Origin of the sequence: Nonomuraea sp. MTCD27, from assembly GCF_041950495.1 — a bacterium.
Classification (GTDB): Bacteria; Actinomycetota; Actinomycetes; order Streptosporangiales; family Streptosporangiaceae; genus Nonomuraea.
In genome coordinates, this window is sequence record NZ_JBGNUW010000007.1 from 166,465 (window position 1) to 185,445 (window position 18,981).

17 protein-coding genes are annotated in these 18,981 nt (G+C 72.1%); 11 read left to right on the forward strand and 6 right to left on the reverse strand.

Features of this window, described 5'->3' with window-relative positions; genetic code table 11:
• Positions 1–148 precede the first annotated feature (148 nt).
• A complete protein-coding gene (locus ACBJ59_RS22240) occupies positions 149–1,192 on the reverse strand; it encodes a phosphotransferase family protein (RefSeq protein WP_375112138.1) in 1,044 nt (347 codons plus the stop codon).
• Positions 1,193–1,275: 83 nt separating this feature from the next.
• Between ACBJ59_RS22240 and ACBJ59_RS22245 the strand changes: the two genes are divergently transcribed.
• The 4 genes from ACBJ59_RS22245 (at position 1,276) to ACBJ59_RS22260 (ending at position 5,499) form a co-directional block, all read left to right on the forward strand.
• The gene (locus ACBJ59_RS22245; RefSeq protein WP_375112139.1) at positions 1,276–2,376 is read left to right on the forward strand and encodes an ABC transporter substrate-binding protein; all 1,101 of its coding nucleotides are present in this window, start codon (positions 1,276–1,278) and stop codon (positions 2,374–2,376) included.
• A gap of 76 nt (positions 2,377–2,452) precedes the next feature.
• Entirely contained in the window at positions 2,453–3,277 is an 825-nt protein-coding gene (locus ACBJ59_RS22250) for an ABC transporter permease (RefSeq protein WP_375112140.1), read from the forward strand.
• Positions 3,253–3,963, forward strand: coding sequence for an ABC transporter ATP-binding protein (locus tag ACBJ59_RS22255; protein ID WP_375112141.1), 711 nt, complete (start codon positions 3,253–3,255; stop codon positions 3,961–3,963). The genes ACBJ59_RS22250 and ACBJ59_RS22255 overlap by 25 nt, the downstream gene beginning before the upstream one ends.
• 207 nt (positions 3,964–4,170) lie before the next feature.
• On the forward strand, positions 4,171–5,499 hold the full coding sequence (locus ACBJ59_RS22260) for a lanthionine synthetase LanC family protein (protein WP_375112142.1): 1,329 nt from the start codon (positions 4,171–4,173) through the stop codon (positions 5,497–5,499).
• Between the two features lie 22 nt (positions 5,500–5,521).
• On the opposite strand, the gene ACBJ59_RS22265 is transcribed toward ACBJ59_RS22260, so the two are convergent.
• On the reverse strand, positions 5,522–7,435 hold the full coding sequence (locus ACBJ59_RS22265) for an Ig domain-containing protein (protein WP_375112143.1): 1,914 nt from the start codon (positions 7,433–7,435) through the stop codon (positions 5,522–5,524).
• A gap of 316 nt (positions 7,436–7,751) precedes the next feature.
• Between ACBJ59_RS22265 and ACBJ59_RS22270 the strand changes: the two genes are divergently transcribed.
• The 5 genes from ACBJ59_RS22270 to ACBJ59_RS22290 all read left to right on the forward strand — a co-directional run bounded on the left by ACBJ59_RS22270 (position 7,752) and on the right by ACBJ59_RS22290 (position 13,758).
• Positions 7,752–9,644: a glycoside hydrolase family 127 protein gene (locus tag ACBJ59_RS22270; RefSeq protein WP_375112144.1), complete on the forward strand. Its 1,893-nt coding sequence runs from the start codon at positions 7,752–7,754 to the stop codon at positions 9,642–9,644.
• Between the two features lie 12 nt (positions 9,645–9,656).
• Positions 9,657–11,027 (forward strand): ABC transporter substrate-binding protein, encoded by a 1,371-nt coding sequence (locus ACBJ59_RS22275; RefSeq protein ID WP_375112145.1) that lies wholly within the window; start codon positions 9,657–9,659, stop codon positions 11,025–11,027.
• 1 nt (position 11,028) lies between these two features.
• The gene (locus ACBJ59_RS22280; RefSeq protein ID WP_364122488.1) at positions 11,029–11,928 is read left to right on the forward strand and encodes a sugar ABC transporter permease; all 900 of its coding nucleotides are present in this window, start codon (positions 11,029–11,031) and stop codon (positions 11,926–11,928) included.
• Positions 11,925–12,830: a carbohydrate ABC transporter permease gene (locus tag ACBJ59_RS22285; protein WP_375112146.1), complete on the forward strand. Its 906-nt coding sequence runs from the start codon at positions 11,925–11,927 to the stop codon at positions 12,828–12,830. Before ACBJ59_RS22280 ends, ACBJ59_RS22285 begins: the two co-directional genes overlap by 4 nt.
• Before the next feature lie 112 nt (positions 12,831–12,942).
• Positions 12,943–13,758: a hypothetical protein gene (locus ACBJ59_RS22290; RefSeq protein ID WP_375112147.1), complete on the forward strand. Its 816-nt coding sequence runs from the start codon at positions 12,943–12,945 to the stop codon at positions 13,756–13,758.
• Positions 13,759–13,844: 86 nt separating this feature from the next.
• On the opposite strand, the gene ACBJ59_RS22295 is transcribed toward ACBJ59_RS22290, so the two are convergent.
• The 3 genes from ACBJ59_RS22295 to ACBJ59_RS22305 form a co-directional block, all read right to left on the reverse strand.
• Positions 13,845–14,405, reverse strand: a complete 561-nt coding sequence (locus ACBJ59_RS22295) for an ATP-binding protein (protein WP_375112148.1) — start codon at positions 14,403–14,405, stop codon at positions 13,845–13,847.
• 10 nt (positions 14,406–14,415) lie between these two features.
• Positions 14,416–14,820, reverse strand: a complete 405-nt coding sequence (locus ACBJ59_RS22300; protein ID WP_375112149.1) for a hypothetical protein — start codon at positions 14,818–14,820, stop codon at positions 14,416–14,418.
• 201 nt (positions 14,821–15,021) lie between these two features.
• On the reverse strand, positions 15,022–15,564 hold the full coding sequence (locus ACBJ59_RS22305) for a helix-turn-helix domain-containing protein (protein WP_375112150.1): 543 nt from the start codon (positions 15,562–15,564) through the stop codon (positions 15,022–15,024).
• A gap of 101 nt (positions 15,565–15,665) precedes the next feature.
• Between ACBJ59_RS22305 and ACBJ59_RS22310 the strand changes: the two genes are divergently transcribed.
• Complete coding sequence (locus ACBJ59_RS22310) at positions 15,666–16,904, forward strand: benzoate/H(+) symporter BenE family transporter (protein WP_375112151.1); 1,239 nt, start codon at positions 15,666–15,668, stop codon at positions 16,902–16,904.
• A 107-nt stretch (positions 16,905–17,011) separates the two neighbouring features.
• Here ACBJ59_RS22310 and ACBJ59_RS22315 read toward each other — a convergent pair whose 3' ends face one another.
• Positions 17,012–18,040, reverse strand: a complete 1,029-nt coding sequence (locus ACBJ59_RS22315; RefSeq protein WP_375112152.1) for a LacI family DNA-binding transcriptional regulator — start codon at positions 18,038–18,040, stop codon at positions 17,012–17,014.
• Between the two features lie 426 nt (positions 18,041–18,466).
• On the opposite strand from ACBJ59_RS22315, the gene ACBJ59_RS22320 reads away from it, so the two are divergent.
• A complete protein-coding gene (locus ACBJ59_RS22320) occupies positions 18,467–18,979 on the forward strand; it encodes a flavin reductase family protein (protein ID WP_375112153.1) in 513 nt (170 codons plus the stop codon).
• Positions 18,980–18,981: the final 2 nt, after the last annotated feature.

The following is an 18,981-nucleotide window of genomic DNA, read 5'->3' on the forward strand; positions in this document are numbered from 1 at the left end:
CCGGCGCGCGCCTCGTCGGACGCGGTCTCCTGGGGCGATCGCGGAATGGGCGAGCTTCCACGGGGACGGCGGCAACCGTGCGGGTGCGCGGGGAACGGATCAGCGCGCTGCCCGAGTACTGGGGAACGTCCCACCGGCGGCCGAGTGACTAGCGGCGGCGTGGCGCGTACGGGGGCAGCGCGGTGAAGTCGAGGTCCGCGTCGGGCCAGCGCCGGCGCAGCGCTGCGGCCAGCCGGCGGCACAGCCCGGCCAGCCGGGGCAGGGACCGGTGGTCGTCGGCGGTGCCGGCGGCGGCCTCCAGGGTCGCGATCAGCTGCGCCCGGCTGTCGTCTCCCGCCGGTCGGCCGTCCAGCGCCGGCAGGCGCGACAGACGGGCCAGCGCCCACGACACGCACGCCGCCGCCAGCCCCAGGCCGTAGCGCCGCTCGTCCTCCGCCTCCGGGACCCCGGCCGCCAGCGCCCGCCGGTAGACCTCACCCGGCGGCCGGACCGACAGCCAGGCCGGGCCCGGCACGTGCAGGCAGACCGCGTCGTGCAGGGCGTGGGTGAAGCCGGCGAACTCGAAGTCGATCAGCCGCGCGTCGGCCGGCCCGCTCCCGTGCACCAGCACGTTGTTCGCCTCCGGATCGCCGTTGCTGAGCACGAGGAACGGCCCCGGATCCGCCAGCTCCGCCCGCGCCAGCCCCAGCTCCCGCGCCACCCCGCCGCTGACCGGCACCCCCAGCTGCTCGGCGTGCGGCACCCGCTCCAGCCTGTGGACACGGCCGAGCCGGTCGGCGGCCGGATCGACCGGCCCGAGCAGGCTCCGGCGCCGGTAGTACGTCTCCGCGTGACCGGCGGTGAGCGCGCCCAGCTCACCGCGGATCCGGGCGAACGCGGCCAGCCGCTCCGCGTGCGCCCCCGCCCCGTCGCGGCGCAGCAGCCCGTCCAGCGCCGTACGGGGAGCGAGATCCTCCAGCGCCACCCGCCCGCCCGGCAGATCCTCGGCCAGCACGCGGGGGGCCAGGCGAGCCCCGAGATCCTCCGCCAGGAACCTGAGCGCGGCCACCTCCGTACGCAGCCGCCACCCTTCGCTGTGCGTCGCGGCGGCGTGGGGCCCCATCCACTTGACGATCACCGACTCGTCGCGGTCGGTGCGGGCACGGGCGACCCTCCACGGCTCCAGCCTGGTCCACTCCACCACGTTGAGCACCGCCACAGCCTACCCAGCAGTAAATCATGTATATCTGGTAGGAAATGTTGACTTAGTCGGGCGGGGCTCGTAACTTCGAGGTCATGAGCCCGGGTCCCCGCGACGACCAGAGGACCAGCCACATGCCTCCTCCCTCCAAGACCCCGAAGAGAGCGGCACTCGCCGTGCTCGCCCTGCTGGCCGTGACCGCCTGCGCCGCCCGGCCCGGCGAGAGCGCGACCGAGGGCGGCCTGGCGGCCGACGCGCCGCTGCCCACCGCCGTGCCCGAGGGCACCAAGCTGATCGTCGGAGATCCCCAGACCAAGGTGGCGCTCCAGCTCTCCGGCGAGATCGACAAGTTCTCGTTCACCGTCGAGTGGGCCAACCTCAGCGGCGGCCCGCAGACCAGCGAGGCGTTCCGGGCCGACGCGCTGGACGTCGGCGCGGTCGCCGAGATCCCGGCCATCCACGCCACCTGGACCGGCCTGCCCGTGAAGATCGTCGCGTCCAGGTTCCGCAAGGACCCGATCGAGCACCCCACGTACGAGCTCGGCATCGCCCCGGGCGTGAGCGTGCGGACCCTGGCCGACCTGCGCGGCAAGAAGATCGCCTACAGCCCGGGCCAGGCCCAGGGCGCGCTGGTGCTCAAGGTGCTCGAGAAGGCCGGGCTCACCAAGGACGACGTCACCTTCGTCGAGCTGCCGAGCACCGGCGACGTCTACCCCAACGCGCTGGCCTCCAAGCAGGTGGACGTGGCGCCGATCGGCGGCGTCAACATCAAGCGCTACACCGCCAAGTTCGGCCGGGACGGCGCCACGACCATCCGCCACGGGCTGCGCGACGACCCCGGCCACCTCTACGTCCGCACCGCCACGCTCCGCGACCCGGCCAAGGCCGCCGCCATCCGCGAGTACGTCGCGGCCTGGGCCCGCGCCGCGCGCTGGGTCCACGAGCACCCCAAGGAGTGGATCGAGGGCTACTTCGTCAAGGACCAGGGCCTCACCGCCGCCGACGGGCAGTACCTCGTCGACCTGGCCGGCGAGCCCGACATCCCGGCCGACTGGTCGCAGGCCATCGCCCGGCACCAGGAGACCATCGACATCCTGGCCGCCGAGACCGGGAACCCGCCGCTGAAGGCCGAGGACCTGTACGACCTGCGCTACCAGGCCGTGGGCGCGGAGGCGATCAAGGACGGCGCCCAATGACGCCGCCGCTGGACCACCGGCCCGCGAAGGACCGCCGGCCCGCGAAGGACCGCCGGCCCGCGAAGGGTGATGCCCGATGACGCTGCTCGACGCCCGTCCCGCGACCCCCGCCCGCGTACGCGCCCGCCGCCGCCTCAGACCCGGCCGCCCGATCAAGCTCGGCTTCCTGCTGGGCCCGCTCCTGCTCCTCGCCCTCTGGACGGCCGCCTCGGCCACCGGCCTGCTCGACCCCCGCTTCCTGTCCGCCCCCTGGACAGTGATCACCACCGCCGCCGAGCTGACCGGCACCGGCCGCCTGCCGGACAACCTGCTGACCTCGGTGGGCAGGGTCGCGCTCGGCCTGGCCGTCGGCGTGCCGCTCGGCCTCGCGCTCGCCCTCGTCTCCGGCCTCAGCCGCTGGGGCGAGGCGATCATCGACGGCCCCGTCCAGATCAAGCGGGCCGTCCCGTCGCTGGCCCTGATGCCGCTGCTGATCCTCTGGCTGGGCATCGGCGAGGTCATGAAGGTCACCGTCATCGCCGTGGGCGTGCTCGTGCCGATCTACATCCACACGCACAACGGCCTGCGCAGCATCGACAGCCGCTACGTGGAGCTGGCCGAGACGGTCGACCTCGGGCGGGCCGCGTTCATCCGGAAGGTGGTGCTGCCGGGGGCACTGCCGGGCTTCCTGCTCGGGCTGAGGTTCGCGGTCACGACGGCCTGGCTGTTCCTGGTCGTGGCCGAGCTCATCAACTCCACCAGCGGCATCGGCTACATGATGGACCTGGCGCGCACGTACGGGCAGACCGACGTGATCCTCGTCGGCATCGTGCTGTACGGCCTGCTCGGGCTGTTCTCCGACGCCGCCGTCCGGCTCGTGGAGAGGAGGGCGCTGTCGTGGCGACGGACGTTGGCGAGCTGATCCGCGTCCGGGGCCTGACCCGCGGGTACGGCGACCGTACCGTGCTCGACGGCCTGGACCTGGAGCTGGCGCCCGGCGAGTTCGTGGCGCTGCTCGGCCGCAGCGGCTCGGGCAAGAGCACCCTGCTGCGGGCGCTGGCCGGGCTGGACGGCGACGTGGCGGGCGGCGGGACGGTCGAGGTTCCCGGCGAGGTGTCGGTGGTCTTCCAGGACGCCAGGCTGCTGCCCTGGCAGCGGGTGCTGCCCAACGTGATCCTCGGCCTGCCCGGGGCGGAGCGGCGCGGCCGGGAGAGCCTGGCGGAGGTGGGGCTCGCGGGGCGGGAGCGGGCCTGGCCGAACGAGCTGTCCGGGGGCGAGCAGCAGCGGGTGGCGCTGGCGCGCTCCCTCGTACGCGAGCCCCGCCTGCTCCTGGCCGACGAGCCCTTCGGCGCCCTCGACGCCCTGACCAGGCTCAGGATGCACGGCCTGCTGCGCCGCCTGTTCGAGCAGCACCGCCCGGCCGTGCTCCTGGTGACCCACGACGTTGACGAGGCGATCGCGCTGGCCGACCGCGTGCTCGTGCTCGACGACGGCAGGATCGCGGCCGAGCAGCGGCTCGACGCGGGCACGGACCCCGCCGGGACCCGGGCCGAACTCCTGCGGGCGCTCGGGGTGACCCAGGACGGACGACGGGAGAAATCCACGTGAGGCGACTTGAGCGGGGGCCGGGCCGGGTGGAGCATCGTCACTACGGGGGCCCCGCACCCGGGGGTGCGCGGGTTCGCCGAGGCGGTGAGCGCTGTGGGACAGTTGTGAGGGCGACGCGCCGGTCATCGACCGCCGGGACCGGCTCGCCGATACGCGGCATCCTCGGTTTTCCGATTATTCCTACTCAAGTTATGGGAAAATAGGGCCATGAGCCTGGAAGAGACGCGCGCGTCCAGCGCCCGTGCCGACTCCCCGCTGACCGCCGCCATCCTGGCCGGCAGGTGGATCCGATCGGCCGCGATCGACGACGAGCGCGGACGGCGGTGGCTGGCCAATCCCGACTCGCGCGGCGCGTCGGCGGTCACCCCCGAACCCTGGTCCCTCTACTCCGGGGCGGCCGGCATCGTGCTGTTCTTCCTGGAGCTGGCCGCCGCCACGGGACATGACGCGTATCTCGACGACGCCCGGGCCGGCGCCCGCCGGCTCGCCGCCACCTGGCGCGAGCAGGAGGACCTGTCCCTCTACCACGGGCTGACCGGCGTGATGATCGCCCTCATGGAGGCGGGCTGGACGCTCGGCGAGGCGGAGTTCGAGGCCGAGGCGGCGGCGATCGCCGACCTGATCGTGAGCCGGGGCCGGGCCCAGGGCGACGGGGTGCAGTGGTCGCGGGATCCGGCGCAGCGCGGCGAGGGCGGCATCATCCTCGGGCTGCTGCGGGCCGCCACGCATCTCGGCGTGCCCGCCTACGAGGCGGCGGCGGTCGAGGCGGGCCTGCGCATCGCCCGGCTGCCGGTGCCGGGGCACCGCTTCGGCGACTGCGCGGACCTGCCGGTCGACGCCGTCACGCCCGGCTTCCTGGCCGGCACGTCCGGCACCGCGTTCCTCCTCGCCCGCCTGTACGGCGTGACGGGCGAGGAGCGCTTCCTGCACGCCGCGCGCAGCGGCGCCGCCTTCGTCCGCGAGGTCAGCGTCGTGACCGGGGCGTGCGCGGTGGTGCCGCACCACGTGCCGCACGCCCGCGGCCTGCACTACCTCGGGTTCTGCTCCGGGTCGGCGGGCGTGGCCCGGATGTTCTACGAGCTGCACCGGGTGGGCGGTGAACCGGGCGACCTGGAGTGGGCGGAGCGGCTGGCCCGCGGCATCGTGCGCAGCGGGGTGCCGCGGCGCCGTACCGAGGGTTACTGGAACGTCGCCTGCCAGTGCTGCGGCACGGCCGGTGTGATCGAGCTGTTCGTCGGCCTCTGGGCCGCGACCGGCGACGAGTCCCACCTCCAGTACGCCCGCACGCTCGCCGCCGACCTGATCGGCCGCGCCACCGACCACAACGGCCAGGGTTACCGCTGGTACCAGGCCTACCGGCGGCTGCGCCCGGGCGAGGTGACGGCCGACACCGGCTACATGGTGGGCGCGGCCGGCATCGGCGCCGCCCTGCTCCACCTGGACGCCGCCGGGCAGTCCGCCGACCCGCGCCGGGTCGTGCTCCTGCCCGACAACCCGTTCCCCGCCATCCCGCTGCCCGCCTCGGCCCTCGGCTGAGGGCCCAGGAGGCTCAGGAGCCTCAGGAGTACGCCTTCACCTCCAGCAGCCCGACCGACCCCGAGCCGCTCTGCAGGACCGCCCTGAGCCGGGTCGTGCTGACCGCGCCGAACGTCACCCGGTTGTAGGCGTTGACCGCGGTCGGGTAGGTGCCGGGGATGTCCGCGTACGCGGTGCCGTTCCAGTACTGCAGCTTCCACGAGGCCGGCAGCCGCACGCCGCCGTTGTCGTCGAAGAAGTACACCTCGGCCGAGCGCAGCGTCTGCGCGGACGGCCAGGTCAGCTCGGCCCACTGCGTGCCGGTCTGCGGCCACGTGCCCCAGCGGCGGTTGACCGTGTCGTTGGACGACGGCGGGTCGATGCCGTCGTTGAGCGCCGCGACGCTCTCCCAGGGCGAGGTGTAGGAGGCCGACGGCGTGGCGCCGGTGGCCAGGTTGGCGGCGGGGCTGCCGCCGACATTGAGGGTGAAGGCCCTGGTCACGGGGGCGCTGAGCCGGTCGTAGTCGCGGAGCTGGACGGTGAAGGTGGCGGAGCCGGCCGCGGTCGGGGTGCCCGTGATGGCGCCGGTGAAGCGGTCGAGGCTCAGCCCGGCGGGCAGCGCGCCGCCGGTGACCTGCCAGTCGTAGAACGGCACGCCGCCCCTGGCGGCCAGCGTGTGCTGGTAGGCGGTGCCCGGCGTGGCCTGGGGCAGCGAGGTGGTGGTGATGGACGGCTTGAGGAACGGGGTGAGGTTGCGGTTGAGCTTCCAGCCCGCGTTCTCGGCCACCAGCAGGGCCAGCTTGGTCAGCATCCACCTGCGGGTGGGGAACAGGTGGGTCCAGCCGCCGCTCTGGCCGCTGAGACGGTCCCAGTTGGGCTGGTCGCCCGGGATGTGGTAGCTGCTGTCCAGCGGCACCGCGCGGCCCTGGTACTCCACGACGTCGGGGTCGTTGCCGCCGCCCTGGACGTAGGAGCGCATCCCGGCCCAGTCGCTGTGGAAGGCGACGGAGTGGCCGTACTCGTGCATGACCAGGCCGTGCACGTCGAGCACCGAGCCCTGGATCTCCGTCCGGTACCAGTCCTCGTCGGCCAGTGAGGTGAACAGCTGCTTGTTCGCCTCGTCGTACTCGAGGATCATCGCCGTGGAGCGGTGCAGCGGGCCCGGGAGCTGCTGGCCGCCCCGGGTGCTGTAGCGGCCGTTGGCGGCGGGGTAGCCGGTCGAGTACGGGGTCTGGATGCCGCGGAAGAAGACGTACATGCCGTTGTAGGCGGTGTTGTTCGTGACGTTGATGGTGTTCTGCCAGTCGTTGCCCGGCAGGTGGTTGGGCTCGGCGCCGGCCGCGACGGTGTCGAAGGGCTGCATGTCGAAGAACCGGAACCAGTCCTTGACCGCCTCCTCGGCGGCCGTGCGCACGCCGGTGTCGTTGAAGTAGCCGGTGATGGTGTCGTAGCGGTAGTCGAAGGCGATCGGGAGCGACGGCTGCAGCGCCGTCTTCTCGTCCTGCTGCACGAAGATGGGCATGGACTGCTGGTACGTCGCCCCGCCCGCGTCCCTGATCGAGAGCCGCAGCGTGTGCTGCTCGTCGGCCCCGGGGCCGCGCTTGGAGTGGATGGCCAGCCGGAAGACCTTCTGCTCCGACGCGTTCGCGAACGTCAGCGTCTTGGTCGCGCCCGTGGCCGTGAGCTGGCTGGGCAGGTCCATCATCAGCCGGGACGTGCCCTCGGCCTTGAGGTCGATGGTGACGGGGAAGCGCACGTCGGCCGGCGGCCGGACGGTGAGCTCGACGTAGGGGTTGGCGAGGTAGCCCTGCCAGTCCACCAGCTTGACGCCGTAGGCGTTGACGGTCCTGCCGAACAGGTCCACGACCGTGGCGGTCGGGGCGGCGTGCGCGGGCGGTGGCGGCCCGGCGACGAGGAAGGACACGAGTAAGGCGGCCACGACGGCCAGTCGTCCCATGGCGGAAACCTTTCTCCCGGGGGTGCGCGGCGGCCCTCCTGGGCCACCAGAGCGAAAAAAATGAAAGGTTTTCGGAGCAAAGCTCACCGGCTGGAGGTCTGTCAAGGGCCTTTCATGGCTTGCAGCAACTGGCAACGTTCTGATAACGATGAAAGGTTTTCGGCCAATCCGGTTGCACCCGTCCCGGTCCTGCGGGAGCAAGGAGGGGCAACCGTTTTCCCGCGAGTGCGCCGCACACGCGGATCTATTGACTAGTGCTGTATCACATCTTACATTGCGGGCCAGGAAAACCTATTCCCAGTTTTCAGGGAGCACGATGTCTGACCTCAGGGACCGCGTCCGCGGCCCGCTGGCACCCTCCACCGGCGTTCAACGGCCACTGGGCATCGACGACGTCGAGATCGAGGGAGGTCCGTTCGGTCGCTGGCAGGCGATCAACCGGGAGGCGAGCATCCCGCTCGGCCTCGAACAGATGGAGAAGTCGGGCGCGGTGCCCAACCTGAGGCTGGCGGCGGGGGAGGGCGGCGGGTCCTTCCAGGGATACCGGTTCCAGGACTCCGACCTGTACAAGCAGCTGGAGGCGGTCGCCTGGGAGCACAGCCGGCTCCCGGACGACGCCTATCGCGCCTTCGTCGCCGAGTCGGCCGCGCTGCTGGCCCGCGCGCAGCGCCCCGACGGCTACCTGAACTCGCACTACCAGATGGTCAAGCCGGACAAGGTCTTCGCCGAGCTGGAGTACAGCCACGAGATGTACTGCGCCGGTCACCTCTTCCAGGCGGCCGTGGCCGCGGCGCGGGCCGGGTGCGGCGAGGAGCTGCTGGCCGTCGCGCGGCGGTTCGCCGACCTGCTGGTCGAGCGGTTCCTCGTCGGGGGCGACGACGGCATCGACGGGCACGCCGAGGTGGAGACGGCGCTGGTCGAGCTGTACCGGCTCACCGGGGAGCGGCCCTACCTGGAGCTGGCGAGCAAGCTGATCGACAACCGGGGCAAGGGCCTGATCGCCGACAGCGGCATGGGGCCGCTCTACGCCCAGGACCACCTGCCCGTACGCGCGGCCGACACCGCGGTCGGGCACGCCGTGCGCCAGCTCTACCTGGAGGCCGGCGTCGTGGACGTCGCCGTCGAGACCGGGGACGAGGAGCTGCTGGCCTGCTCGATCCGCCGGTGGGAGGACCTGGTCGCCACCAAGACCTCCATCACCGGCGGGCACGGCTCGCGCCACGACGGGGAGGCGTTCGGCGAGCGCTACGAGTTGCCGCCCGACCGCGCCTACAACGAGAGCTGCGCCGCCATCGCCGCCGTCCACTGGAACTGGCGGCTGCTGCTGGCCACCGGCCACGGCCGCTACGCCGACCTGATCGAGCGCACCCTCTACAACGCCTTCGCCGCCTCCACCTCCGCGGGGGGCACCCGCTTCTTCTACGTCAACCCGCTGCAGCGCCGCGCCGACCTGTTCGAGGACGCCTACCTGGGCCGGCGCCGGGAGTGGTTCGCCTGCGCCTGCTGCCCGCCGAACATCATGCGCCTGGTCTCCTCGCTCGGCCACTACGTCGCCACCACCGACGACGAGGGCCTGTCGGTGCACCAGTACGTGCCGGGCACGATCCGGGCCGGCGGCATCACTCTCGCCGTCGAGACGGACTACCCGTGGGACGGCCGCGTACGGTTCACGGTCCGCGCCACCCCGGGCGGCGAGTGGACGCTCAAGCTGCGCGTACCCGCCTGGAGCGCGCCGGGCGAGCTCACCCCGAACGCCGACGGGTACGCCGAGCTGCGCCGCGCCTGGAAGCCGGGCGACACCTTCACCCTCGACCTGGACCTGACGCCCCGCCTCGTCCTGCCGCACCGCAGGATCGACGCGCTCCGGGGCTGCGCCGCGATCGAGCGCGGCCCGCTCGTCTACTGCTTCGAGCAGATCGACCAGACCGCCGACCTGGAGGACCTGGCGCTGGTCCCGGACACCCGGCTGCGCGCCGTGCGGCGCGACCTGCCCGGCCTCGGCAGCACCGTGCTGATCGAGGCGGACGCCGTCCGCCTGCCGCCCGCGCCCCCCGAGGGCCTGCCGTACACCCCGCAGAACACCCCGCAGAACACCACTGCCCCCACCGACCTCCCGGCCCGCACCCCCGTCACCGTCACGGCCGTTCCCTACTACCAGTGGGACAACCGCGACGGCGGCGTGATGCGGGTCTGGACACCCCTCGCGTAAGGAACACGCACCATGAAGAGAAGAGACCTGTTGAGGATGGGCGGCCTGGCCGCCCTGGGCGCGGCCGCGGCGGCCTGTGGCTCGGGGGGCGGCACGGGCGCGGCGGGCGCCACCGAGCTGCAGTTCATGTACTGGGGCTCGACGTTCGAGAAGGCCGCCATCGAGAAGATGCTCAAGGCTTTCGAGCAGAAGAAGCAGGGCGTCAAGGTGAAGCCGGTCTTCACCCCCGACGAGTACGACGTCAAGCTCAACAGCCTGGTGGCCGGCGGCAAGACGCCGGATCTCGGCTACGTGCCGATGTCGATGTCCTTTCGCCTGGCCGAGCAGGGCAACCTGGTCAACCTGTTCCCGTACCTGCAGAAATATCCGCAGCTGGCCGGCTACCTGCCGGACGCCTACCTCTGGTACGGGTCGGACAAGCTGCACGGCGTGGCCACCGCCAACGAGATCGAGCTGCTGTGGTACAGCAAGTCGGCCATCGCGCAGGCGGGTGTCGCCCCGCCGCCCGCCGTGGCCTCCTCGGCCTGGTCATGGGACCAGCTGGTGGAGAACGCCTACAAGCTGACCGTCGACCAGAACGGCAAGCACCCGGACGAGTCCGGCTTCGATCCCAAGCAGGTCCGCCAGTTCGGCATCTCGATCAGCGTCACCTACGCCGCCGCCTGGTACGGCTTCCTGCGCAGCAACGGCGCCGACTTCGCCGACGAGGCCGGCAAGAAGTGCCTGCTGGACAGCCCCGAGGCGATCCAGGTGTTCCAGAACCTGCAGGACCTGATCTACAAGCACCGCGTCGCCCCCGGCCCCGGCCAGCTCGCCGCGACCGGCGACGACGTGCCGGGGACGAACATCCTGCTTAAAACCAAGCGGGTGGCGATGGTCGTGGACGGCCACTGGGCGCTGCTCGACATGAACGAGAGCAAGGTCGACTACGGCATCGGCGTGCTGCCCAAGTACGCCGAGCCGTTCACCACCTCGCAGGTGGCGGGCGCGTCCTCGGTGTTCAGCGGCACCAAGCACGTGGAGGAGGCGGTCGAGCTGTTCGCCTTCCACATCGACCCGCAATACGTGGACCTGTACAAGCAGGGCCTGTGGATGCCCCAGGAGCGCAAGTACTACGAGGACCAGGCCGCCATCGACTCCTGGACGAAGAACGACGGCCATCCGCCGGAGTTCCGGACGGCGGTCGTCGACTACGCCCGCGACCACGGCGTGCCCGACCTGCGGAACCGGGTCAAGAACCTGTCCGCCATCTCCAGCGACGTGCTGACCCCGGCGCTGCAGGAGATCGAGTCCGGCAAGAAGCCCGCCGCCGAGACCCTCAAGGCGATCACCCCCAAGATCACCGGCATGCTGCAGGGCTGGCAGCACACCCAGGAGCCGTGACATGGCCGGCATGTCGGGCCAGCGCCGCATGGAGCGGCGCTGGGGCCTGCTCATGGCGCTGCCGGCCCTCCTCGGATTCGTGATCTTCACGGCGGGGCCCATGGTCGCCTCGCTCGCGTTCAGCCTGACGGACTGGCAGGTGGGCGGCACGCCGGCGTTCGTCGGGCTCGGCAACTACACCGAGCTGGCCGGGGACGAGCTGTTCTGGAAGTCGCTCAGCGCCACCACGTACTACACGCTCGGCGCGGTGCCGCTGGTGCTGATCGTGTCGTTCGCGGTCGCCATGCTGCTCAACCAGAAGGTACGCGGCCTGCCGATCTGGCGGACCATCTTCTACCTGCCCACGCTCGTACCCGCGATCGCGAACGTGGTCCTGTGGATCTGGATCTTCAACCCGGACTTCGGGCTGCTCAACTCGCTGCTGCGCCAGGCCGGCCTGCCGACCGGGCAGTGGATCTACGACGAGGCGATGGCCATCCCCTCGCTGATCGTCATGAGCACCTGGGGCTTCGGCAACACCATGGTGATCTTCCTGGCGGGGCTGCAGGGGGTGCCGCGGCACCTGTACGAGGCCGTCTCCATCGACGGGGGCGGCCCGTGGCGGCGCTTCTGGCACGTGACGCTGCCGATGATGACGCCGACCATCTTCTACAACCTGGTCGTCGGCGTGGTCGGCACCTTCCAGGTGTTCAACCAGGCGTACGTGATGACCGAGGGCGGCCCCAACAACGCCACGCTCTTCTACGTCTACTACCTGTTCCGGATCGCGTTCAAGGAGAGCGAGATGGGTTACGCCAGCGCGCTCGCCTGGGTGCTCTTCATGATCATTGTGGTGATCACGTTCCTGCTGTTCAGGAACGCCCGCCGCTGGGTCTACTACGAGATGGCAGGTGCCCGATGACCGCCGTCGAGGCGCCGCCCCGGAGCCCGCGTACCGGACGCGTCGCCCCCACCGCCGGACTGCGCGGACGGCGCAGGTACGGCAAGGTGCTGCTCTACGTGGCGCTCGTCGCCGGGGCGGTGCCGACGCTGCTGCCGTTCGTGTGGCTGGTGCGCAGCGCGCTCATGCAGGACGGCCAGATGTTCGTCGCGCCGCCCGAGTGGATCCCCTCGCCGTTCCAGTGGTCCAACTTCACCGAGGCGCTCACCGCCCAGCCGTTCTGGCTGTACTTCGTCAACACGGTGATCATCGCGGTGATCAGCGTGCTGGGGACGGTGCTGACCTGCTCGGTGGCCGCCTTCAGCTTCTCCCGCCTGCGCTGGCGCGGCCGCAACGTGGCGTTCGCGGTGCTGCTGAGCGGGGTGATGCTGCCGTACGCGGTGACGCTGATCCCGACCTTCGTCATGTGGCAGGAGCTGGGCGCGCTGGACACCTACCTGCCGCTCACCGTGCCGAGCTGGTTCGCCGGGGCGGGTGGCGGGGTGTTCAACGTCTTCCTGCTGCGGCAGTTCTTCCTGACGATCCCGTTCGAGCTGGACGAGGCCGCCTACATCGACGGCGCCTCGCCCTGGCGGGTCTTCTGGACGATCGTCATGCCGCTGTCGAAGCCCGCGATCGTGGTGGTGACGATCTTCACGTTCATCGGGACCTGGAACGACTTCCTCGGGCCGCTGCTCTACCTCAACGACGAGGAGAAGTACACCCTCTCCCTGGGCCTGGCCTCGTTCCAGAGCATCTACCTCACCCAGTGGGGCTACCTGATGGCCGCCTCCGCCGCCGTCATCGCCCCGATCATCGCCCTGTTCTTCTTCCTGCAGCGCTACTTCATCGAGGGCGTCACGCTCACCGGCATCAAGAACTGACAGGAGCCTCCCGTTCAACGCAGAGGCGCGGATGGGCAGGATGGACACCGGCCGGGGCATCTGACATGATCACCGTCCGGCTCTGACCCCGTGGCGGGGGGTGGTGGAACCCGTGCTCCGACCGGTCGCCATCGTGACGGCGCTCGCACTCGGCTTGGCGATCGTGCTCACGTCCGCCAACAAGGCGGCTCCGCGGTGGGAGGTGTGGGCGTCTCTCGCCTTGGCGCTCACCGTCGCCTCCGGCTCCGTCTTCGCCTATGGCGTCCAGCGCTGGAAAGATCTGACGGCCCTGCGCTCCATGCGCGTCCGCGAGTTGCTCCGCCCGCTGGGCGCCCTGCTCCTGCTGGCCCTGCTGCTGCTCGTGCTCGCTCTGGTCCTGTCCCCGAGCGCCCGTGCGGGCTGGCGGGGCTGGGGGCTCTCGACGATCGCGTGTGTGGGCGCCCTTCCGGCCACGGTGACGATGTTGGGCATCCTCCGGTCGGCCGAGGCGCCGGAGGGCGGACCAGGAACGCGGGTGGCCACGCTGGTCGCCTTCCGGCGGCTGCTCCGGCGGCTGCTGGGCGCCGTCGGCTCGCTGGTGGCGCTGGCGACGCTCGCGCTCGGCGCCTCTCCCGCCCCGTTGTCGTCACCAGGGGTCGTCCTGATCTTCGGCGGCACCGGATCGCTGCTGGTAGCCCTGGCGTACGTGCCGGCCCGTGCCGCGCTGCGGGAGGCCGCCACCCGTCTGTGCGACGAACTGCTGCCCCTCGGGGACGCCCACGACGCCGCGACAGTGCTCAGCCGGGCCGAGGAACGCGCGAAACTGGAGCAGGTCCTGGAGATCGACCACAACGTCATGACCGACTTGCAGACGGGCCTGGTGATCGTCGGGCCGCTCCTGTCCAGCGCCGCCGCCGCGTTCCTCCCCGGATCCACCGGGGCAGGATGAAAGGCGGCCCGGAACTCCAGAGCTCCGGCAAACCGCGGTGGCCACCGCGAGATCCTGGCCGCAACGGCTCGGCGGCGCAGCCCGCCTCAGTGAGCCGGCGGCAGGTTGCGCCGGCCGGCCGTCACGCCGACACGCGACGGGTCGCCGTTGTGCCGGGCTCGGTGGTGGAAGCGCAGGTGCAACCGGCTGGTGCCGTCGCTGTCGTCGAGACTGATCTCGTCACACAGCTGCCGCAACAGCCAGAAGCCGACTTCCCGGCCGGCGAGCAGGGCCGGTTCGGCGTCGACGGTCCAATAGGCCATGGTCAACGCGCCGGTGACGTCCACGAACTCCAGGCTGACCCCGCCCGGGTCGCTCCAGGCGATCAAAGTGCCGCCTTCGCCGTGGTCCAGCACCTTGCCGGCGGCCTCGCTCGCCGCGATCACCAGATCCGTCAGCCGCTTGCCGGTCAGGCCGGCACCGGTGCCGAAGGCGCGCACGCCCACCCGCAGAGCGGCAAGATCGTCCGTGATCGGCCATTCCAACCGGAAGCCCGGCAGCACGTCGACCGCCACCTTTCGCCAGCGGGTCCATCCGTCACGCAAATCCTTGCCCTCCCGGCGACCCGATACACGCGCACGGCACGTGATCTGCGGCAATACCGGCATCCGGGGCATCTCATCCGCGAAGGCGCTCCCGCCGCGCCGGGCGAAGCCGGCCCGGGGCCGGCCCGCCGGCTCCGCGGCCAGGCGATCCTGGAGCAGCCCGCCGGACACGCGCGACCGCGCTCGCGGCGGTCCCTCCGGCAGACCCCCGGCCGACCCGCCGCAGGACCCACCGGCCCGACCGGCTCCGCAGGACGCGTCGGCCGGCGGTCTGTGACGAGGCCTTGGCGAGTCCGGGCAGCAGGGGCCAGATCCGCCGCGCTCCCGTCGCCAGCTCGCGCACGCCACCGGCCGCGCCGCCCGGATGCCGGCGCAGGAAGACGCTGACCTCCACGACGGCCCAGCCGAGCAGCGCCAGGCCCAGCACGGCCTCCACGGCGCAGACGGCCGCGAGTGCGAAGATGACAAAAGTGATCATTGCGACGGCTCCGGGTGTCGCCTGCCAGGTGTTATCGATGGGTTCACTGACCCGAGTCTAGATTCGCCCCGCGCGCCGATCCGGCCGCCCGCCACCGAGCCGGGCGGATCTTTGCCTCGCCCGTCAAGATCCTTTGCCTGGTCCGGGTTTACCCTGCGCCGGATCGTCAAGCGACGTCGGGTGCGGGGTGGAGCCGGTGGCTCAGGTCTGCCGGGGGGAACGGATCAGCAGGGTGGCCAGCACTTCGTCCGGGCCGACCGTGCTGTAGACGTGGGGGACGTCGGCCTGCCAGGAGATGTGCTCGCCCGGCGCGGCGAGCAGGGGGGCGTCGGCGGGGCCGGCGCGCAGCACGCCCGCGTGGACCGTTACGTGTTCGGTCACGCCGGGGGCGTGGGGTGGCGAGTGTTGCACGACGCCCGGGCGGACGCGCATGCGCAGCAACTCGAACGTTACGGTCGGCTCCTCGAAGACCTCCAGCAGTGTGGCCGTCACGGCGGCGCCCGGCACCTGGACGGCCTCCGCGGGCGGCGCGCCGGGCTCCAGGACCAGGGTCGTCAACGGTACGCCCAAGGCTCCCGCCACCGCGTAGAGCGTCTCCAGCGTCGGATTGCGGGTGCCCAGCTCCAGGCCGGACAGGGTGGCCTTGCCGATGCCGGCGCTGCGGGCCAGCGCCGACAGGGAGATGCCGCGGGACTCCCGCAGTCGCCGCAGCCGGCTGCCGATGTTCATGTCACCGCCGTCCACGCGGCAATCATCGCATTCCGTCGCCGGGCTTGTTCCCTGGTGGCGGCGTGGCTATGGTACGTTCCGCAAACGGAACGATCGGGCGAGGCTGAGGAGCGGGCGTGCGCGTGCAGGCCGTCATGGCGGGGCTGATCAGCGCGGTGGTCGGCTACGCCAGTTCGTTCACCGTCGTGCTCGCCGGGTTGCGTGCCGTCGGGGCGACGCCGGGGCAGGCCGCGTCCGGGCTGCTCGCCCTCTGCTGCGGCATCGGGGTGGTGGCGGTCTTCCTCGGGCTGCGATACCGCATGCCGATCAGCATCGCCTGGTCCACCCCCGGCGCGGCACTGCTGGTGGCGACCGGTCCCGTGCCCGGCGGCTTCCCGGCCGCGGTCGGCGCGTTCATCGTCTGCGCCGGGCTCATCGTCCTCGCCGGCCTGTCGCCCTGGCCGGCCCGGGCGATCGCCGCCATCCCGCGCCCGATCGCCGGTGCCATGCTGGCGGGCGTCATCCTCAGCCTGTGCACCGCCCCGATCCGCGCCGTCGTCGACATCCCGCTGCTGGCCGTGCCCGTCGTCCTGACCTGGGCGGTGCTTCTGCGGTACCTGCGGCAGTGGGCCGTTCCCGGCGCGCTCGTCGTAGCCATCATCGCCATCGCGGTGCACGAGCCCGGCAACGGCCTGTCCGGCGCGGCGCTGAGGCCCGCGGTCGAGTTGACCACCCCGACGCTGAACCTGTCCGTCGTGGTGAGCATCGCCATCCCGCTGTTCCTCGTCACCATGGCCGCGCAGAACGTCCCCGGCATGGCGGTCATGGCGACCTACGGGTACACGCCGCCCCTGCGCCCGGTCCTCCTCGCGACCGGCCTGGCGAGCGCGGCGGCGGCGCCGTTCGGCGGTCACGCCGTCAACCTGGCCGCGATCACCGCCGCGCTGACCGCCGGCCCGGACACCCACCCTGACCCCGGCCGCCGGTGGATCGCGACGGTGGCCCTCGGCGCGGGGCAGCTGGCGCTCGGCCTCGGCGCCGGCCTGGCCATGGCCCTGGTGCTGCTGTCCCCGCCCGTGCTGGTCGTCGCGGTGGCCGGCCTCGCGTTGCTGCCGGCGCTCGGCTCCTCGCTGTCCGGCGCGGTGTCCGAGCCGGAGGGGCGGGAGGCGGCGGTGGTCACTTTCGTGGTCACCGCGTCGGGGATGACGATCCTGAGCATCGGCGCGGCGTTCTGGGGCCTGGTCGCGGGCGGCCTGACCGCACTCCTGCTGCACAGGCGACCACCGTCGAAACAGCAGTCGTCAGCCACCTCGGAACCCGGGGCGGAGCCTCCCGTGGACCGGTTGGCCGGTATGTCGGCCGATCGGCCGTCGTAACGGAATGACTGCGGCACCGCGCTGGGGTGAGATCCGGCGCGCACCGTGGCGACGTCCAGGCTCCGCGCGCCCCAGCTCGACGCGCCTGGCACTGAGAGGCGGGGCGGTCAGGTGCTGCGGCGGGTGGAGGCTCGGGGCACGAGGGTGGCGGGGACGGTCAGCACCCCTCCGGGGGCCGGCCGGCCGGCGATGGCGTCGAGGAGGTGGCGGGCGGCGAGGCGGCCGATCTCGCCGAGGTTCATGTCCACGGTGGTCAGGGGCGGGCGGCAGCCGAGGGCCATCGGCTCCCAGTTGTCGAACCCGACGAGGGCCACGTCGTCGGGCACCCGCCGGCCCGCCTCCCGCAGCGTCTCGGCGACGCCGCGGGCGATCTGGTCGCTGCCGCAGAAGACCGCGTCCACGTCGGGGGCCGCGTGCAGGAGGATGTCGGCGGCCTGGCGGCCCCATTCCTCGCTCCACTGGCCGAACAGCAGCTCGCCGGCCGGCTCCAGGCCGGCCTGCGCCAGGGCCGTGCTCAGCCCGCGCGCCCGGTCGCGGGCGGCCTGGAACCGCTCGGGGCCGGTGACGTGCCCGATGCGGGTGCGGCCGGTCGCCAGGAGGTGGCGGGTGGCCAGGGCGCCGCCGCCCTCGTCGTCGGGGATGATCGAGATGTCGGACTCGTCGGCGGACCTGGTCATCGCGTAGACGACCGGGACGGGCAGGTCGCGGCCGATGCTGGGGCGCGGCTCGGTGCGCCGGCCGGTGACGATGACGCCCTCGACCCGCCGGGCCAGCAGGCGGTCCACGTAGTGGCGCTCCCTGATGGGGTCGTCCCGGGTGTCGCAGAGGAACACCGAGATCTGCCCGGACCCCAGGGCGTCCTCCGCGCCCAGCATCACCGGGATGCTGAAGCGGCCGTAGCTGTCGCCGGTGACGAGGCCGACGGTGTAGGTGCGGCCCGCGAGCAGCCCCTGGGCCAGGGGGTTGGGGCGGAAGCCGAGGCGTTCGGCGGCGGCGAGCACCCGGTCGCGGGTCTCGTCGCGCAGCCGGCCGCGGCCGTTCAGCGCCTTGGAGGCGGTGCCGATGGAGACGGCCGCGGCCGCCGCGACGTCCCGGATCGTGGCCGGCTTCGCCGCCCGCTCTGAAGGGGTGGCCAATGAGCTGGTGCCTTTCGTCCGCCCGCAATGGTATATGACACTCTACAGTTCTCGCCCCGGCAGAGGCTATTTCCCTCAAAACCAGTAGGAAATATTGACTTCTCCGGTGTTCCGGCTTAGCGTCGATGACATGTGCCAGGGCTTCCTCCTGACCAGGCGCCCGCACGTGGACTACGGCCACGTCACCACCGCCCAGTGTCGTTGATCACGGACCAGTAGCCGCGGCGTGGCCCCGCCCGCCGCCTCCACCCTCGTGCTCCGGCGTGGCCGACGCAGCCCACGCCTCCGCTGACGAACTCCCCGACCGCGCTCGTGCCACCCCAGGGCGCCGCGCGAGCATGCCTTCCTTCGTGAGGAACCTCCCGTGATCTCAACCAGGTCCGTCCCGCCGTCCTCCCGCCGCGACCCCGAGAGGAGGGGCCGGGCATGACGGACACCATGCCCGGCCGCGCCGTCGCCGCCGAGCCGTTCCGGCGGGCGCTCGCCGTGCACGCCAGCGGCGTCGTGGTGATCACCGCGCAGAACGACGGCATCCCCGTCGGCCTGACGGCCACGTCGTTCTCCTCGGTCAGCCTCGAACCGCCCCTCGTCTCCTTCTACGTCGACCAGTCCTCGACGACCTGGCCCTGGCTGCGCACCGCCGACCACTTCGCGGTCAACATCCTGGCCAGCGACCAGGCCGAGGTGGCCGCCAGGTTCGCCACCAAGGGGGTCGACCGGTTCGCCCCGCCCACCCGCTGGCGGCCCGGGCCGCTCGGCGCGCCGCTGCTGCAGGACGTCTCCGCCCACCTGGTCTGCCTGCCGTACGAGACGGCCGAGGTCGGCGACCACGTGCTGGTCGTCGGGCTGGTCGCCGAGGTGGACCTGCACAGCACCGGCCGCCCCCTCCTCTACCACCAGGGCCGGTTCGGCCGGTTCCTGCCCCACCCCGAAGACTGATC

What these genes read in the sequence shown, in the direction of transcription:
- ACBJ59_RS22245 (WP_375112139.1), top strand. Translation starts at nt 1,276, where the DNA reads ATGAGCCCGGGTCCCCGCGACGACCAGAGGACCAGCCACATGCCTCCT.
- ACBJ59_RS22250 (WP_375112140.1), top strand. Translation starts at nt 2,453, where the DNA reads ATGACGCTGCTCGACGCCCGTCCCGCGACCCCCGCCCGCGTACGCGCC.
- ACBJ59_RS22260 (WP_375112142.1), top strand. Translation starts at nt 4,171, where the DNA reads ATGAGCCTGGAAGAGACGCGCGCGTCCAGCGCCCGTGCCGACTCCCCG.
- ACBJ59_RS22265 (WP_375112143.1), bottom strand. Translation starts at nt 7,435, where the DNA reads ATGGGACGACTGGCCGTCGTGGCCGCCTTACTCGTGTCCTTCCTCGTC.
- ACBJ59_RS22270 (WP_375112144.1), top strand. Translation starts at nt 7,752, where the DNA reads ATGTCTGACCTCAGGGACCGCGTCCGCGGCCCGCTGGCACCCTCCACC.
- ACBJ59_RS22275 (WP_375112145.1), top strand. Translation starts at nt 9,657, where the DNA reads ATGAAGAGAAGAGACCTGTTGAGGATGGGCGGCCTGGCCGCCCTGGGC.
- ACBJ59_RS22280 (WP_364122488.1), top strand. Translation starts at nt 11,029, where the DNA reads ATGGCCGGCATGTCGGGCCAGCGCCGCATGGAGCGGCGCTGGGGCCTG.
- ACBJ59_RS22285 (WP_375112146.1), top strand. Translation starts at nt 11,925, where the DNA reads ATGACCGCCGTCGAGGCGCCGCCCCGGAGCCCGCGTACCGGACGCGTC.
- ACBJ59_RS22295 (WP_375112148.1), bottom strand. Translation starts at nt 14,405, where the DNA reads ATGCCGGTATTGCCGCAGATCACGTGCCGTGCGCGTGTATCGGGTCGC.
- ACBJ59_RS22300 (WP_375112149.1), bottom strand. Translation starts at nt 14,820, where the DNA reads ATGATCACTTTTGTCATCTTCGCACTCGCGGCCGTCTGCGCCGTGGAG.
- ACBJ59_RS22320 (WP_375112153.1), top strand. Translation starts at nt 18,467, where the DNA reads ATGACGGACACCATGCCCGGCCGCGCCGTCGCCGCCGAGCCGTTCCGG.